Source organism: Streptomyces sp. NPDC048295 (assembly GCF_040652135.1).
GTDB lineage: Bacteria > Actinomycetota > Actinomycetes > Streptomycetales > Streptomycetaceae > Streptomyces.
Genome location: NZ_JBEZLL010000006.1, coordinates 1 through 15,899 on the forward strand (window position 1 = coordinate 1; position 15,899 = coordinate 15,899).

General features: G+C 69.3%; 16 protein-coding genes. 6 read left to right on the forward strand and 10 right to left on the reverse strand.

The genetic code is table 11. The features are described 5' to 3' along the window. Positions 1-388: 388 nt before the first annotated feature. The gene (locus tag AB0D53_RS10415) at positions 389-1,030 is read right to left on the reverse strand and encodes a DNA-3-methyladenine glycosylase (RefSeq protein ID WP_362443021.1); all 642 of its coding nucleotides are present in this window, start codon (positions 1,028-1,030) and stop codon (positions 389-391) included. A gap of 73 nt (positions 1,031-1,103) precedes the next feature. On the opposite strand from AB0D53_RS10415, the gene AB0D53_RS10420 reads away from it, so the two are divergent. The 3 genes from AB0D53_RS10420 (at position 1,104) to AB0D53_RS10430 (ending at position 3,144) form a co-directional block, all read left to right on the forward strand. Then, the gene (locus tag AB0D53_RS10420; protein WP_362443024.1) at positions 1,104-1,886 is read left to right on the forward strand and encodes a sporulation protein; all 783 of its coding nucleotides are present in this window, start codon (positions 1,104-1,106) and stop codon (positions 1,884-1,886) included. Positions 1,887-1,938: 52 nt separating this feature from the next. Then, positions 1,939-2,469 (forward strand): YbhB/YbcL family Raf kinase inhibitor-like protein, encoded by a 531-nt coding sequence (locus AB0D53_RS10425; RefSeq protein ID WP_362443027.1) that lies wholly within the window; start codon positions 1,939-1,941, stop codon positions 2,467-2,469. A gap of 168 nt (positions 2,470-2,637) precedes the next feature. Continuing rightward, positions 2,638-3,144 carry an HNH endonuclease gene (locus AB0D53_RS10430; protein ID WP_362443030.1) on the forward strand — a complete coding sequence of 169 codons (507 nt, stop codon included), beginning with the start codon at positions 2,638-2,640 and terminating at the stop codon, positions 3,142-3,144. Between the two features lie 60 nt (positions 3,145-3,204). On the opposite strand, the gene AB0D53_RS10435 is transcribed toward AB0D53_RS10430, so the two are convergent. The 4 genes from AB0D53_RS10435 to AB0D53_RS10450 all read right to left on the reverse strand — a co-directional run bounded on the left by AB0D53_RS10435 (position 3,205) and on the right by AB0D53_RS10450 (position 6,436). Continuing rightward, complete coding sequence (locus AB0D53_RS10435) at positions 3,205-3,972, reverse strand: sulfite exporter TauE/SafE family protein (RefSeq protein ID WP_362443033.1); 768 nt, start codon at positions 3,970-3,972, stop codon at positions 3,205-3,207. 61 nt (positions 3,973-4,033) lie between these two features. Then, positions 4,034-4,963 carry an SPFH domain-containing protein gene (locus AB0D53_RS10440; protein ID WP_072482952.1) on the reverse strand — a complete coding sequence of 310 codons (930 nt, stop codon included), beginning with the start codon at positions 4,961-4,963 and terminating at the stop codon, positions 4,034-4,036. Positions 4,964-5,109: 146 nt separating this feature from the next. Continuing rightward, complete coding sequence (locus AB0D53_RS10445) at positions 5,110-5,538, reverse strand: NfeD family protein (RefSeq protein ID WP_362443037.1); 429 nt, start codon at positions 5,536-5,538, stop codon at positions 5,110-5,112. A gap of 100 nt (positions 5,539-5,638) precedes the next feature. After that, entirely contained in the window at positions 5,639-6,436 is a 798-nt protein-coding gene (locus tag AB0D53_RS10450; protein WP_362443040.1) for an ABC transporter ATP-binding protein, read from the reverse strand. A 142-nt stretch (positions 6,437-6,578) separates the two neighbouring features. Between AB0D53_RS10450 and AB0D53_RS10455 the strand changes: the two genes are divergently transcribed. After that, positions 6,579-7,364 carry a hypothetical protein gene (locus tag AB0D53_RS10455; RefSeq protein ID WP_362443043.1) on the forward strand — a complete coding sequence of 262 codons (786 nt, stop codon included), beginning with the start codon at positions 6,579-6,581 and terminating at the stop codon, positions 7,362-7,364. A gap of 200 nt (positions 7,365-7,564) precedes the next feature. Here AB0D53_RS10455 and AB0D53_RS10460 read toward each other — a convergent pair whose 3' ends face one another. From AB0D53_RS10460 to AB0D53_RS10470, 3 genes are all read right to left on the reverse strand, one after another. After that, positions 7,565-7,717 carry a chaplin family protein gene (locus tag AB0D53_RS10460; RefSeq protein WP_362443046.1) on the reverse strand — a complete coding sequence of 51 codons (153 nt, stop codon included), beginning with the start codon at positions 7,715-7,717 and terminating at the stop codon, positions 7,565-7,567. A gap of 179 nt (positions 7,718-7,896) precedes the next feature. Beyond that, complete coding sequence (locus tag AB0D53_RS10465) at positions 7,897-8,541, reverse strand: response regulator transcription factor (RefSeq protein ID WP_329816739.1); 645 nt, start codon at positions 8,539-8,541, stop codon at positions 7,897-7,899. Beyond that, a complete protein-coding gene (locus AB0D53_RS10470; RefSeq protein WP_362443050.1) occupies positions 8,534-9,679 on the reverse strand; it encodes a GAF domain-containing sensor histidine kinase in 1,146 nt (381 codons plus the stop codon). Before AB0D53_RS10470 ends, AB0D53_RS10465 begins: the two co-directional genes overlap by 8 nt. Positions 9,680-10,122: 443 nt before the next feature. Here AB0D53_RS10470 and AB0D53_RS10475 point away from each other — a divergent pair, with 443 nt between their 5' ends. After that, the gene (locus AB0D53_RS10475) at positions 10,123-10,887 is read left to right on the forward strand and encodes a transglycosylase SLT domain-containing protein (RefSeq protein ID WP_362443053.1); all 765 of its coding nucleotides are present in this window, start codon (positions 10,123-10,125) and stop codon (positions 10,885-10,887) included. A gap of 96 nt (positions 10,888-10,983) precedes the next feature. Here AB0D53_RS10475 and AB0D53_RS10480 read toward each other — a convergent pair whose 3' ends face one another. Then, complete coding sequence (locus tag AB0D53_RS10480) at positions 10,984-13,548, reverse strand: FHA domain-containing protein (protein WP_362443056.1); 2,565 nt, start codon at positions 13,546-13,548, stop codon at positions 10,984-10,986. 400 nt (positions 13,549-13,948) lie between these two features. Here AB0D53_RS10480 and serB point away from each other — a divergent pair, with 400 nt between their 5' ends. Then, entirely contained in the window at positions 13,949-15,214 is a 1,266-nt protein-coding gene (gene serB / locus AB0D53_RS10485; protein WP_362443059.1) for a phosphoserine phosphatase SerB, read from the forward strand. Between the two features lie 108 nt (positions 15,215-15,322). On the opposite strand, the gene AB0D53_RS10490 is transcribed toward serB, so the two are convergent. After that, on the reverse strand, positions 15,323-15,841 hold the full coding sequence (locus AB0D53_RS10490) for a histidine phosphatase family protein (RefSeq protein WP_266421185.1): 519 nt from the start codon (positions 15,839-15,841) through the stop codon (positions 15,323-15,325). Between the last annotated feature and the right edge of the window lie 58 nt (positions 15,842-15,899).

The window sequence follows — 15,899 nt, forward strand, 5'->3', positions numbered from 1 at the left end:
GCGTTTCCGACTCTATCAGACTCTTTCGTGTCCGATTCCCGGTCGAAGCGGGTTGTGCTTTCCAGTTCTTCGCTTTCGCGTTTCCCTTTCCGGCGGTTCCAACCTTACCAGACTCTTTTTCGTTCCGTTTCCGGTCCGAATTTGAATTCCGGTGGCCTTTGGATTGGCCTTGCCTTTCGGCGTGTCCACTACGTTAGCCGATTTCCTTGGCGACTCATAATCGAGTCAAGGGGATTGAATTACGGCATGCCGAATTCGCACCCGCCAGGGTGATTCGTAGGTAGTGGTTGGTCGCTCCGGGATGCTCGGATGCGGTCCGATGGACCGTACCGACAGCAGTGCCCGTCTCAAGCGGCTCGGACTACATTAGGCGGCCCTCAACGGCGAGTCAAGTTGCGCGGCGGCGTGGAACATGGGCCCTGTAGGGGCTCACCGTGGGGTCTCCGTCGATCCAGAAGCGCCAGGGGTGCGCGGCTCCGTCGCCGCCCACTCCGGTGCGCGGGCCATTGCGTACCTGGTCGCGTGGTGGCGGGGTGCCGTGCAGCACGGACAACGGGGCGCCGGGGTGGGCGATGGCGTCGGTGCCGTTCAGTGCTCGGTCGACATCGAGGGCGGTGGCCAGGCGGGCCGGGCCTTTGGCCAGTTCCTTGTCGTTGCGGGCCGAGTTTCGACGTTCGCGCGTGAGTTCGGCACCGACCTGGATGCGGCCGGCGCGGAGCAGGACCCCGGAGGCCGTGCCCTCGGGGCCGCACACCAGGTTGAGGCAGTGCCACATCCCGTAGGTGAAGTACACGTACGCGTGGCCGGGCGGTCCGAACATGACGCTGTTGCGCGCGGTGCGGCCTCTGAACGCGTGCGATCCGGGATCGATCTCACCGGCGTACGCCTCCACCTCGGTGAGACGGAGCTCGATGGGCCCGTCCGGTGTGGCGCGTACCAGGGTCCGGCCCAGGAGGTCGGGTGCCACGTCCAGTACGGGGCGGTCGAAGAAGTCGCGTGTCAGCGGCGTACGGTCCAGGCCCTCGATCATGGCGGTCGAGGTTACCGGGAACCGACTACGGTCGTGGCGCGTATGTAGGGGTCAGGACCAAGGAGGAGTAAACATGGGCTTCAAGCGGCTGCTCGCGAGCCTGGGCGCCGGCGGCGCCTCGGTGGAGACCGAGCTCTCCGAGCTCAACGTCGTACCGGGCGGGGTCGTCCAGGGTGAGGTGCGGATCCAGGGCGGGTCCGTGGATCAGCAGATCGAGGGACTCTCCGTGGGGCTGCAGGCCCGGGTCGAGGTCGAGGGCCAGGACACGGAGACCAAGCAGGACATCGAGTTCACCAAGCTGCGGCTCGGTGGCGCGTTCGAGGTGCGGGCCGGTGCCGTGCATGTCGTTCCCTTCGGGCTCGAAATTCCGTGGGAGACGCCGATAACGATGTTCGCCGGTCAGCACCTGCACGGCATGAACATCGGCGTGACCACGGAGCTGGAGATCGCGCGGGCGCTGGACTCGGGCGACCTGGACCCCATCAATGTGCACCCGCTGCCGGCGCAGCAGGCCATCCTGGACGCCTTCGGGCAGCTCGGCTTCGGCTTCCGCAGCGCGGACATGGAGCGCGGTCACATCCGCGGTACGCGTCAGCGGCTGCCGTTCTACCAGGAGATCGAGTTCTTCCCGCCTCAGCAGTACCGCGGTCTCAACCAGGTGGAGCTGTCGTTCGTCGCGGACGACCGTGAGATGGACGTCGTCCTGGAGATGGACAAGAAGGCCGGGCTCTTCAGCGAGGGCAGCGACTCGTACCGCGCCTTCAAGGTCGGGCTGAACGACTTCCAGGGGACCGACTGGGCGGCGTACCTCAATCAGTGGCTGGCCCAGGTCGGCGGTCAGCGCAACTGGCTCTAGGGTCGGTGGCAGACCTGCCCAGTGCAGTACAGCGATCAGGAGAGGTGCTGACGTGACCGAGCCGAAGAGGGCGCCGCTGCCGCACGACTTCCATCCGGAAGTGCCGTCGTTCGCGGTGGAGAGCGACGATCTCGCTCCCGGCGCCGTGCTGGCGGACGCTCAGGTGTTCGCTGCCGGGAACACCTCGCCGCAGCTGCGGTGGACAGGCTTTCCGGCGCAGACCAAGAGTTTCGCGGTGACCTGCTTCGACCCCGATGCCCCCACCGGCAGCGGATTCTGGCACTGGGTGGTCTTCGACATCCCGGCGTCGGTCACGGAGCTGCCGGCCGGTGCGGGCAGCGGGAGGTTCGAAGGGCTGCCCGCCGGTGCCGTACAGGTCCGTAACGACTACGGGTCCAAGGAGTTCGGCGGTGCCGCACCGCCGGCCGGGGAGAACCACCGCTATGTGTTCACCGTGTACGCGGTGGACACCGAGAAGCTGGGGGCCGACAGTGACGCGTCGCCGGCGGTCGTGGGGTTCAATCTGCGGTTCCACACACTGGGCCGTGCTCAGCTGATCGGCGAGTACACGGGCCCCGCCTGAGCCTGTCCGGGGATCCGGCCGAGCCGAGAGTTCCCCCGTTGTTTGCCCTGCCCTGGTCCTGGAGAGACCAGGGCAGGGCATTTTTTATTGCGTTGTCCATCACGGCCCGCCCGGCCAGAGTTGATCCGGGCCTGCCAGGGGGCGGGCGGCACACGGGAGGTGGGCGAGATGCGGGACACGCTGGTACTGAACGCAAGCTTCGAGCCGCTGTCGACGGTGACGCTGAATCGTGCGGTGGTGCTGATCCTGCAGGACAAGGCCGTCGTCGAGCAGTCGCATCCCGATCTCCGCATGCGTGGCGCCGCCGTGGACATTCCGGTGCCCCGGGTGATCAGACTCTGCCGGTACGTACGGGTGCCGTTCCGAAGACATGCCCCCTGGTCCCGCAGGGGTGTGCTGATACGGGACCAGCACCGGTGCGCGTACTGCGGGCGGCGGGCGAGCACCGTCGACCATGTCGTGCCGCGCGCCCAGGGGGGTCAGGACACCTGGCTCAACACGGTGGCGTCCTGTGCCGAGGACAATCACCGCAAGGCGGCCCGGACGCCGGAGCAGGCGGGGATGCCGCTGCTGCGTCAGCCGTTCGTGCCGTCTCCCGCGCAGGCGATGCTGCTGGCCCTGGGGGCCGGTGAGCGTTCGGAGCTGCCGGAGTGGCTGGAGGGTGCCGCAGCGTAGTCGGCCTACGCATTTCGTCGTGCGGGAAGCCCGTCCCCGGGGGAGACGGGCTTCCGTGTGTCAGCGGAGCACCAGCTGGACGATGGCGGCCGTGCCGACCGCGACGATGAGGACCCGCAGGACCACGGGGCTGAGGCGGCGGCCGATCCTGGCGCCTATCTGGCCGCCCAGTGCGGAGCCGACCGCGATGAGCACGACGGCCGTCCAGTCGAAGTCCGCGACGAAGAGGAAGAAGAGCGCGGCGACGCTGTTGACGACGGCGGCCAGCACGTTCTTGACGGCGTTGAGGCGCTGCATGGTGTCGTCGAGCAGCATGCCCATCAGGGAGAGGTAGATGATTCCCTGGGCGGCGGTGAAGTAGCCGCCGTAGACGCTGGCGAGCATCAGTCCGACGAACAGCAGCGGACCGCCGTCGGAGCGGGTGGGGGTGCCGCTGTGTTCGCGCCGGCGCTGGACCGCTTTGCTGATGCGTGGTTGCAGGATGACCAGGACGAGGGCCAGGGCCACCAGGATCGGCACGATGGTCTCGAAGGCCGTGGAGGGCAGGGCCAGCAGGAGGGTGGCGCCGGTGAGGCCGCCGATGAGGGCGCCGACGGAGAGCTTGAGGACGCGGCGGCCCTGTCCTTCGAGTTCCTTGCGGTAGCCGATGGCGCCGCTGACCGAGCCGGGGATCAGGCCGAGGCCGTTGGAGACGGTGGCCGTGACCGGGGGCAGGCCGGTGGCGAGGAGCACGGGAAAGGTGATCAGCGTCCCCGAGCCGACGATCGTGTTGATCGTGCCGGCGCTGATGCCCGCTGCGAAGACGGCGAGCATCTCCCAGATGTCCATGGCGAATCCCCCGTGCGTGATCGGTGCTTGGTGCACCGATCATGCACGGGGCGTGTACGCGTCATTCGACCGGGGGCTGCTCCCGGCGTTCCTTGCCCGTGTCGAAGCCCGGGGCGCCGTTGCCGAGGTTGCCGAAGGCACCACTGAGGCCCTTGAGGGCGTCGCCGATCTCGCTGGGCACGATCCAGAGCTTGTTGGCGTCGCCCTCGGCGATCTTCGGAAGCATCTGGAGGTACTGGTACGAGAGGAGCTTCTGGTCCGGGTCTCCGGCGTGGATGGACTCGAAGACCGTACGGATCGCCTGGGCCTCGCCCTCGGCGCGCAGGGCCGATGCCTTCGCCTCACCCTCGGCGCGCAGGATCGCGGACTGCTTCTCGCCCTCCGCGGTGAGGATCGCGGACTGGCGCGTTCCTTCGGCCTGGAGGATCGCGGCGCGCTTGTCACGGTCGGCGCGCATCTGCTTCTCCATCGAGTCCTGGATGGAGGTGGGCGGCTCGATCGCCTTGAGCTCGACGCGGTTGACGCGGATGCCCCACTTGCCGGTGGCCTCGTCGAGAACGCCGCGCAGGGCCGCGTTGATCTCCTCGCGGGAGGTCAGGGTCCGCTCCAGGTCCATGCCACCGATGATGTTGCGGAGGGTGGTGACGGTGAGCTGCTCGATCGCCTGGATGTAGCTGGCGACTTCGTAGGTCGCGGCCCTGGCGTCGGTCACCTGGTAGTAGATGACGGTGTCGATGTTGACGACCAGGTTGTCCTGGGTGATCACCGGCTGGGGCGGGAACGGCACGACCTGTTCACGGAGGTCGATGCGGTTGCGGATGGAGTCGATGAATGGAACGACGATGTTCAGGCCCGCGTTGAGCGTGCGGGTGTAGCGGCCGAAGCGCTCCACGATGGCGGCGCTGGCCTGCGGGATGACCTGGATCGTCTTGATCAGGGCGATGAAGACGAGCACCACCAGAATGATCAGGACGATGATGATCGGTTGCATCGTGTTCCTCGTTGCCCTTCGGTTGCCGACGGATCGCGATGATCGAGGTCGAGTTCGCGGAAGGAGCCGGATACTGCACCGGCCCCGATCTCATGATGATCGACATCGAGTCTGACAGAACGCGCGCTGCCTTGTGGGTGGTTCGGTCACATGACGACTGCCGTAGCTCCGTCGATGTCGACGACATCGACCTGTTGGCCCGGGTCGAAGCTCTGGCCCTCGTCCAGTGCGCGGGCGGACCAGACCTCCCCGGCCAGCTTGATCCGGCCACCGCTGCCGTCCACCCGTTCCAGGACGACGGCCTGACGGCCCTTCAGCGCATCGATGCCGGTGGCGAGTTGGGGACGGTCGGTGCGGTGTCTGGCGGCGATCGGGCGGACCACGGCGATGAGCGCCACGGAGACCACGACGAATACCAGCACCTGGGCCACGATGCCGCCGCCGAGTGCCGCGACCACTGCCGCGGCGACCGCTCCGACGGCGAACATGCCGAACTCGGGCATCGCGGTCATGACGAGGGGGATGCCCAGTCCCACCGCGCCGATCAGCCACCACACCCACGCGTCGATGTCCACGTGGTCATGGTAGAACCGCGAACACCTTCGCGGACAGGGTGCAAGTGCGCCACTGCGCCCGTTGGGCCCTCCGGGCCCGGAGGCCGTCGCCGGCCGTGCGCTAGGAGAGCGGCAGTCCGTGGGCCGTGTAGCGGTCGCCGGCGTGCTCGACGACGAGCGGCAGCCCGAAGCAGAGGGAGAGGTTGCGGGAGGTGAGTTCGGTCTCCATGGGACCGGCGGCGAGCACCTTGCCCTGGCGGATCATCAGGACGTGGGTGAAACCGGGGGCGATCTCCTCGACGTGGTGGGTGACCATGATCATGGAGGGGGCGTAGGGGTCGCGGGCCAGCCGGCCGAGGCGGCGGACCAGGTCCTCGCGGCCGCCGAGGTCGAGTCCCGCGGCCGGCTCGTCGAGGAGCAGCAGTTCGGGGTCGGTCATCATGGCGCGGGCGATCAGGGTGCGCTTGCGCTCGCCCTCGGACAGGGTGCCGAACTTGCGGTCGAGGTACTCGGTCATGCCGAGCCGGTCGAGGAAGGCGCGGGCGCGCTCCTCGTCGACGGCCTCGTAGTTCTCGTGCCAGGTGGCGGTCATGCCGTACGCGGCGGTGAGCACCGTCTGCAGCACGGTCTGGCGCCTGGGAAGCTTCTCGGCCATGGCGACGCCCGCGATGCCGATACGGGGGCGGAGCTCGAAGACATCGGTGCCGACGCCGCCGAGCTGCTCACCGAGGACCTTGGCTGTGCCGGTGCTCGGGAAGAGGTAGCTGGACGCGATGTTGAGGAGGGTGGTCTTGCCGGCGCCGTTCGGTCCGAGGATGACCCAGCGCTCCCCCTCCTTGACCGACCAGGAGACGTCGTCCACCAGAGCGCGTCCGTCGCGGACCACGGATACGTCCACCAGCTCCAGTACATCGCTCATGGCGCGTTGTCTCCCCATGCAGTGTCGAGATCGTCGGTGCCTGTGGGCACAGCTCCCAGGAAAATCTACGCCACCGTACGAGTGCTCCCGGCGCTGGGCCCGCGTGACGACGGGCCCCCGGCCGGTTCCCTAGGCTGTTCCCATGCTTTCGGAACCACGCTCAGGGCTGTTGGCCGCTTGGGGAAACGCGCTTCTGGCGGGACTGGTGTCGCCGGACGAGGCGGCGCTCGCCATTGTCGGGGAGGACGCGGTGCACCGCGTCGAGGGATTGCCGGGCGAGGCGGGGCCGGTCGGGCTCACGCTGGCGCTCGGGCGGTTGCGGGGTCTGGGGGTGACTGGTTTCCGGGTGGCGCTGCCGGCTCCCGGGCATCCGCTGGGGCTGAGCGGTCCGCCGGAGTTCAACGCGCGGGCGATGGAGGCCGAGGAGGCGGTGGTGGCCTCCGGCGCGCCGTACGGGCTGGTTCCCGAGGTGCGTGAGGCGGGGCCGGAGGGGGATCTGCACGTCGAGGTGGTGTGGCGTTGTCTGCCGGTACGGGAGGCGCCGCCGGCCGATGTGCCGTCGCTGAGCGAGGCCGAGCGGGAGCTCGCCGAGGGGTTGCGGGACGCGACGGCGCTGCTGTCGCGGTTGGACGTGGCCGGCTCGGGGCCGGTGGCCGAGGCGGCGGTGGACGCGTACCGGGCACGGGCGGAGCGGGGGCGCGAGGTGCTGGCTCCGGGGTATCCGCCGCGGGCGGTGCGGGTCCTGGAGCTGGCGCAACGGGTGGGACTGCTGATCTCGGTCGCGTACGAGAACGGGCACGGCGGCGCGGTCAGCGCTTCGGAGATCGCGGCCCGGGGCGAGGCGCTGCGCCCGGTGGAGCGGGTGGCCCGGCGGGCGCAGGTCGCCGCGTACAACGCGTATGTGGAGGAGCGCGAGCGGGAGCGGTAGGGCCTGCCCTGCGGATCGGGGGCGGACAGGACCTGATCCGCCGGCCGGGCGGGCCCGGAGGGCGCCGCACAGGCGGGCCCCGAGGTCGCCGGACAGGCGGGGCTCGCCTCGTCCGGCGACGTATGACCGTGGGTCCGGTCAGCGGTCGTGGGGTCGGCCGGCCGGCCCGAAGCTGCCGAAGGCCAGGTTGAGCAGGACGGTCACGTCGGCCGTGTGCCGTCCGCGTTCACCGGGACGTTCACCGGGACCTGGATGTCATTGCCGCCGGCCACGCCCGGGGAGTGGGCCGCGGGACGGTGGGCGCCCGCGCCGTGTCCGGTGGCGGAGGCGGCGCCCGTGCCGCCGGCGATCACGGTGACGGCAGTGGCCTTCTTCGGGTTCCTCGCTTCAGGGTCCTCCTGGCGTGACCGCGGCCGGTCGCCACAGCACCCCGGAGAACGCCCCGGGGCCGAACGGGGTTGCGCCGTTCGGGTGACATGCACCTGGCGGCTCGCACCTCCTTCCGGAGGAAGGAGGTCCGCTTCCTTGCGGGTCAGCTCGCCGCCCCGTGCCGGACGGCCCAGAGTGCCGCCTGGGTCCGGTCCGAGAGATCCAGCTTCATCAGGATGTTCGAGACGTGTGTCTTGACGGTCTTCTCGGAGAGGACCAGTGCCCGCGCGATCTCGCGGTTGGAACGGCCGTCGGCGATCAGGCCCAGCACCTCCCGCTCCCGTTCGGTGAGGGTGCTCCCCCGGCCCGTGCCGCCGCCCTGGTCCTCCTGGGCCAGCAGGGCTCCCGCCACCTCCGGCTGGAGCAGGACGTGGCCCGCGTACACCGAACGGATGGCACCGGCCAGGGCGTCCGGGTCGACGTCCTTGTACACGTAGCCGGAGGCCCCGGCGCGCAGGGCGGGAACCACGGTGCGCTGCTCGGTGAAGCTGGTGACGATGAGGACCTTGGCGGGGTTCTCCAGCTCGCGGAGCCTGCGCAGGGCCTCGATGCCGTCGGTGCCGGGCATCTTGATGTCCATCAGGACGACGTCGGGGCGGAGCTCCTCGGTCCTGGCCACCCCCTCGGCACCGTCGGCCGCCTCGCCGACCACCTCTATGTCGTCCTGGACCTCCAGGAACGTACGCAGACCGCGGCGGACCACCTGGTGGTCGTCGACCAGCAGCACCCTGATGATCCTGTCAGCCACCGGGTACCTCCATCTCGATCGTGGTGCCCTTGCCGGGCGCCGATTCAACGGTGAGCCTGCCGCCGACGCCGTTCGCCCGGTCCCGCATCGAGACCAGGCCCAGATGCCGGCCGGCCTGCCGGGTCGCCGCGGGTTCGAAGCCGCTGCCGTCGTCGGTGATCCGCAGCAGTGTGCCGCCGCCGTGCCGGGCCAGCGTGACGCCGACGTGCTCCGCCCCGGAGTGGCGCAGTGCGTTGTGCAGGGCCTCCTGGGAGACCCGGAGCAGTGCCTCCTCCTGAGCGGCGGGCAGGGCCCGGATGCCGAGGCTCTCGAAGGTGACCCGGGCCGTGTGGGCCCGGTCCAGGACCTGGATCTGGGTGCGGAGGGTGGCGATGAGCCCGTCCTCGTCGAGCGCCGCGGGGCGCAGCTCGACGACGGCGGCGCGCAGTTCGTCCACGGCCTCCGCGGCGAGCGCGGCGACCTGCTGGAGCTCGCCCTTGGCGCGGGCCGGGTCGCGGTCCACCAGGGCGGTGGCGGCCTGGGCCGTCAGCCGCAGCGAGAAGAGCTTCTGGCTGACCGCGTCGTGCAGCTCGTGGGCGAGCCGGGAGCGCTCCTCGGCGATGGTGAGTTCCCGGCTCCGTTCGTAGAGGCGGGCGTTGGTGAGGGCGATCGCCGCGTGCTGGGCCAGGATGGCCAGCAGTTCCTCGTCCTCGGCGGTGAATCCGCAGCTGCCCTCGGGTTTGGGGCAGCGCTTGTTGGCGAGGAAGAGCGCGCCGATGATCTCCTCGCCGTCCCTGATCGGCAGGCCCAGGAAGTCGGACATGTCGGGGTGGGCGGCGGGCCAGCCCTCGAAGCGGGGGTCCTTGCGGACATCGGCGAGGCGCTCGGGCCTGGCCTCGTGGAGCATCGCGGCGAGGATGCCGTGCTGTCTGGGCAGCGGGCCGATGGCCTTCCACTGTTCGTCGCTGACTCCGTCGACGACGAACTGGGCGAAGCCTCCGTGATCGTCGGGGACGCCCAGGGCGGCGTACTCGGCGTCCAGCAGTTCGCGGGCCGAGGCGACGATCGTCTTCAGGACGTCGCGTACTTCGAGATGCCGGCTCATGGCGAGCAGCGCGGCGCTCACGGCTGCGAGACCCGACGGTGGGCGATGGCTCATGACCTCACCGTACCGGCGGGGTTCGAACGCCGTATCGGCCTGTGGACGGCTGCGGATTAGGGCGCAGGGACTAGGCCCGACTGCCGTGCGCGGACAGGGGCGGAGACCGGGCCATGGCCCCCACTTGGACGGAATCTAACACTCCGAATTGCTGAAGCAACGGTTGGTCAGATCGTTACCCGCCCGATGTGAGGCCGCGCATAGGACCCACGTCACTTACGAAGCCCACTAGTGGACACATAAGCACCACATCAATGGTTATGAGCGCGGTCCGACCCGTTCGGGCGGGGCCCGGATCCACTACCCGGGTTCGTACGTCACACCTTTGCCACCGGATTTTGCTGACGCTAAGAATTGCACTCGTCCCCGACGGAGATGCGAGAACGACGCTTCCCGTCTTCGTCCTCCGTGAGGACTCCCGCGATTCGAAGAGGTATGCCTGCATGTCCATGTCCAGCATCCCCGGCCGTCGTCGTCGTCTGAACAAGACCCAGAAGCTCTCCGTCGCGGGCATCTCCGCCATGGCTGTCGCCGCACTCTCGTTCTCGCTCGTCCCCGCCAACGCCGACCCCAAGCCCGAGGCCGCGACCCCCGCGTCCGCCGAGCCCGTGGTCTTCACGTCGGTCGCCGGAACTCCGCAGGCCAAGGCCCTTCAGGCCAGCATCATCGAGCAGCACTCCACCGCCGAGAAGCTGGTGAAGGCCGCAGACCTCGCCAGGGCCGAGAAGGCCGCCGCCGCGAAGGCCAAGACCGACGAGGCCGCCAGGATCAAGGCCGAGGCCGAGGCGAAGGCCAAGGCCGCCGCCCGGGCGAAGGCCGAGGCCGCCGCAGCGAAGCGCACCGAGACGCAGGCAGCCAGCCGCTCCGAGGCCCGTACGCCGGTCTACGCCAACAACCTGGACGGCTGGATCAACCAGGCCCTGGACATCATGCGGGCGCACGGCATCCCCGGCTCGTACGACGGTCTGCACCGCAACATCATGCGCGAGTCGACCGGCAACCCGAACGCGGTCAACGGCTGGGACATCAACGCCCAGAACGGCACCCCGTCCTGTGGCCTGCTCCAGGTCATCCAGCCGACGTTCAACGCCTACCACGTCCCCGGCACCTCGTGGAACATCTACGACCCGGTCGCCAACATCACGGCGGCCGCCAACTACGCGGCCGACAAGTACGGCTCGATGGACAACGTCAACAGCGCGTACTGACCGGCGCCGCGGTTCGCCGGACGGTATCCGCACACGCCGAAGGGCGGCACCCCGCGCGGGGTGCCGCCCTTCGGCGTGTGGTGCCGGTGTCCGCGCCTACTTGCGCATGACCTCCGGCTCGTGGCGGCGCAGCAGCCGCGATACCACGATGCCGCAGATGATGCCGAGCAGCAGCAGTACCGTGATGTTGATCCCCCACTGACCGGCCGAGTGCTCCCACAGCGGGTCCAGATCGGTCGGGTTCTTCGGGTCCCAGGGCGCCATGAGGTGCGAGAGGTCCAGCGTCGTGCCCGCGCCGGCGATGGCCCAGCGGGACGGCATCAGCCAGGCGAACTGCTCCAGGCCGGGCGATCCGTACACCTGGAAGAGGATGCCGGTGAAGACGACCTGGACGATCGCGAACATGACCAGCAGCGGCATGGTCTTCTCGGCGGTCTTCACCAGCGAGGAGATCACCAGGCCGAACATCATCGAGGTGAAGCCGAGCGCGATGATCGTCAGACAGATCTCGACGGCCGGCGGCATGATCAGGCCCTCGGCCGGCAGCTCGCGGGTGGCGAAGCCGATGCCGCAGATGATGACGCCCTGGATGGCGGTGATCACGCCGAGGACGATCACCTTGGACATCAGATAGGCGGAGCGGGACAGACCGGTGGCCCGTTCCCGTTCGTAGATGACGCGTTCCTTGATCAGTTCTCGTACGGAGTTGGCCGCGCCGGAGAAGCACATGCCGACCGCGAGGATCAGCATGATCGTTCCCGCGGCGCTGTTGAACCGGGACGGCGGGTCCGGCGGGGCCAGGCCGAACTTGGCCGGGATGACCACGCTGACGATGCCGAGCACGGCGGGCAGGATCACCATCAGGCCCATGAAGCCCTTGTCGGACGCGATCACCGAGACGTAGCGGCGCATCAGCGTCCACAGCTGGGCCGACCAGCTCTGCGGCTTCGGCGGGCGCATCTGCTGCGGGGGCGGCATGTGTACGGACTGCGCGGCGACGGCGTCGATGTCCGCGGCGTACATCTGGTAGTGCTGCGAACCGCGCCAGCGGCCCGCCCAGTCGTAGTCGCGGTAGTTCTCGAACGCGGAGAAGACGTCGGCCCAGGTGGTGTAGCCGAAGAAGTTGAGCGCCTCCTCCGGCGGGCCGAAGTAGGCGACGGAACCGCCCGGCGCCATGACGAGCAGCTTGTCGCAGATCGCCAGCTCGGCGACCGAGTGCGTGACGACCAGGACGGTGCGGCCGTCGTCGGCCAGTCCGCGCAGCAGCTGCATGACATCGCGGTCCATGCCCGGGTCGAGGCCGGAGGTCGGCTCGTCCAGGAAGATCAGCGACGGCTTGGTGAGCAGCTCCAGGGCGACGGAGACGCGCTTGCGCTGACCGCCGGAGAGCGAGGTGACCTTCTTGTCCTTGTGGATGTCGAGCTTGAGCTCGGCGAGGACTTCGAGGATCCGGGCCTGGCGCTCGGCCTCGGTGGTGTCCGCGGGGAAGCGGAGCTTGGCCGCGTACTTGAGCGCCTTGGTGACGGTGAGTTCCTTGTGCAGGATGTCGTCCTGCGGGACCAGACCGATGCGCTGGCGCAGCTCGGCGAACTGCTTGTACAGGTTCCGGTTGTCGTAGAGGACATCGCCCTGGTTGGCGGGGCGGTAGCCGGTGAGCGCCTTGAGCAGGGTGGACTTGCCGGACCCCGACGGGCCGATGACCGCGACGAGCGACTTCTCCGGGACGCCGAAGGAGACGTCCTTGAGGATCTGCTTCCCGCCGTCGACCGTCACCGTGAGGTGACGGGCCGAGAAGGAGACCTCACCGGTGTCGACGAACTCTTCCAGCCGGTCGCCGACCAGGCGGAACGTCGAGTGACCGACGCCGACGATGTCGTTCGGGCCGATGAGCGCGGAACCGGACTTCGAGAGCGGCTGACCGTTGACGTAGGTGCCGTTGTGGGATCCGAGGTCACGGATCTCGAAACGGCCGTCGGGGGTCGCGTGGAACTCGGCGTGGTGGCGCGAGACCTGGAGGTCGGAGACGACCAGTTCGTTCTCCAGCGCACGACCGATGCGCATGACACGGTCGAGGGTGAACTGGTGGAACGTGGTCGGGCTGCGGTCGCCGTAGACCGGCGGGGCCCCCGCGGCCCCGCCGGGACCGCCCGCGCCGGGAGTCCTCGCCATGCCCTGCTGCTGCGGGACCTGTGGCTGTACGGGCTGCTGCTGCGGCGGGCCCTGGGGCGCCTGCTGCGGCCAGCCCTGCTGCGGCTGCTGCTGAGCGGGACCCTGCCCGCCGGGCCAGCCCTGCTGGGGCTGTGGGGCGGGGGCCTGCTGGGCACCCGCGCCCTGCCCGCTGTACACACCGGCACCCGCCGCGGCGGTGAGACTCAGCCGCGGGCCGTCGGTGGCATTGCCCAGGTGCACGACGGAGCCGGGGCCGATCTCCAGCCGCTGGATCCGGCTGCCCTGCATATAGGTTCCGTTGGTGCTGCCGTGGTCCTCGATGGACCAACTCCGGCCATCCCAGCTGATCGTGGCATGACGCCACGACACCCTGGCGTCATCGATCGTCAGGTCGCCCTGCGGATCGCGCCCGAGGGTGTACGGCCTGGACGGATCGAGCGTCCAGGTCCTTCCATTCAATTCCAGTACGAGTTCCGGCACTCCGCGCCCCACTAGTTGTCCCCCGAATCGCCCCCGTCGCAGGGGGCCTAGGGATGCTGAACATCGTGAGGAACTATTCCAGGACCAGTCCCGGATACGAAAGTCGGGCGGGGTGAAGAGCCCGCCGAGACCTGCATCGTTACGGTGCCGACACGAATAAAGGGAGCAGTGCGCGGTAAGCACCCCGAGTCCGCGCCAATCATCAGCAAAAGGAATATCCGGGATGTTCCAGGCCCACCCGGATTTCCGTCCGCGGCCCGCCGGATTTCCGTCCGCGGCCACCCGGCGGATACGGACGCACGCGGTCCGTCACCGGCCGTGCGCTCCGGGCGGGGCACCGGGCCGACGCGCTGTCCGGTCCTCGGGACGGGCCTCCGGTGCCGCGCGGCGGACCGATACGGTGGGAGGCACCATGAGCGCATCTCAGCCACCTCGGTCCTCCTCGTCTCCTGAGTCCTCTGAGCCCCCCGAGTCCCGTCGGGGCACCGACACCCCCACCCTTCTCGTGAAGATCTTCGGGAAGGACCGCCCCGGCATCACCGCCGGGCTCTTCGACACCCTCGCCGCCTACTCGGTCGATGTCGTCGACATCGAGCAGGTCGTCACCCGTGGCCGCATCGTCCTGTGCGCGCTGGTCACCACGCCCACCGCGGGCGGCACCACCGAGGGTGATCTGCGGGCGACCGTGCACAGCTGGGCCGAGTCGCTGAAGCTCCAGGCCGAGATCATCTCCGGCACGGGTGACAACCGGCCGCGTGGCGACGGGCGTTCCCATGTGACGGTGCTCGGGCACCCGCTGACCGCGGAGTCGACCGCCGCCATAGCGGCCACGATCACCTCGACGGGCGGCAATATCGACCGCATCTTCCGGCTCGCGAAGTACCCGGTCACGGCAGTCGAATTCGCGGTGTCCGGCACCGGGACCGAGGAGCTGCGGACCGCGCTGGCCACGGAGGCCGCCGGAATCGGCGTCGATGTGGCGGTGGTGTCGGCCGGGCTGAGCCGGCGGGCCCAGCGGCTGGTCGTCATGGACGTCGACTCGACGCTCATCCAGGACGAGGTCATCGAGCTGTTCGCCGCTCACGCGGGCTGCGAGGACAAGGTCGCCGAGGTGACCGAGCAGGCGATGCGCGGCGAGCTCGACTTCGAGCAGTCGCTGCACGCCCGGGTGGCGCTGCTGGCCGGGCTCGATGTGTCGGTGGTGGACAAGGTCCGGGCCGAGGTGCGGCTGACGCCGGGCGCGCGCACCCTGATCCGTACGCTGAAGCGGCTCGGCTACCAAGTGGGTGTGGTCTCGGGAGGGTTCACCCAGGTCACCGACGATCTGAAGGAACGGCTCGGGCTCGACTTCGCCTCTGCCAACACCCTGGAAGTGGTCGACGGAAAGCTCACGGGCCGGGTCGTCGGCGACATCGTCGACCGGGCCGGCAAGGCGCGGCTGCTGCGCAGTTTCGCCGCGCAGGCCGGGGTGCCGCTGGCACAGACCGTCGCGATCGGTGACGGGGCGAACGACCTGGACATGCTGAACACCGCCGGGCTCGGGGTGGCCTTCAACGCCAAGCCGGTCGTCCGCGAGGCCGCGCACACCGCGGTGAACGTGCCGTTCCTGGACACCGTGCTGTATCTGCTCGGCATCACCCGCGAGGAGGTCGAGGCCGCCGACGGTCTCGTCGACTGACGCGTTCGCGCGCGAGCGCCGGCGCAGGCGGGCGCCGGTGCGTTCGCGCGTACGCAGCAGGGCCCCGGCGCGGGAAACGCCGGGGCCCTGCTCCGTACGACGGCGGGGTCAGTCGTTGGGCGTCCAGTACTCGACCAGCCTGCCCACTCCGTGCTCCACGCCCTTCCAGGAGCCGGTGAACTCGACGACGGCGAACGCCGCGGTGGGGAAGCCGCCCCGGGTCATCCGGGTCAGGGCGTCGCCCTCGGCCGACTCCGAGAGGGCGTCGGCGACCGCGTGCATGCCGGGGTTGTGGCCGATGACCAGGAGGTCGTGCACATCGTCGGGGGTCTCGTTGATCAGGGCGATGAGCTCCCCGAGGGACGCCTCGTAGAGCCGCTCCTCGTACACGGTCCTGGGGCGGTGCGGCATCTCGTGGACGGCCAGCTTCCACGTCTCGCGCGTCCTGGCGGCGGTGGAGCAGAGGGCCAGATCGAGGTCGATCCCGGAGTCGACGAGTTTGCGGCCTGCGACCGGGGCATCCTTGCGGCCCCGCTCCGCGAGTGGCCGCTCGTGGTCGGAGTCCTGCGACCATTCCGCCTTTGCATGCCTGAGAAGGACGATCCTGCGAGGTGTATCGACGCTCATACACCTCAGCTTCGCATGAAATGTGCCACCCGGCGCAGGGTGTTGACGGGCTTGTGCG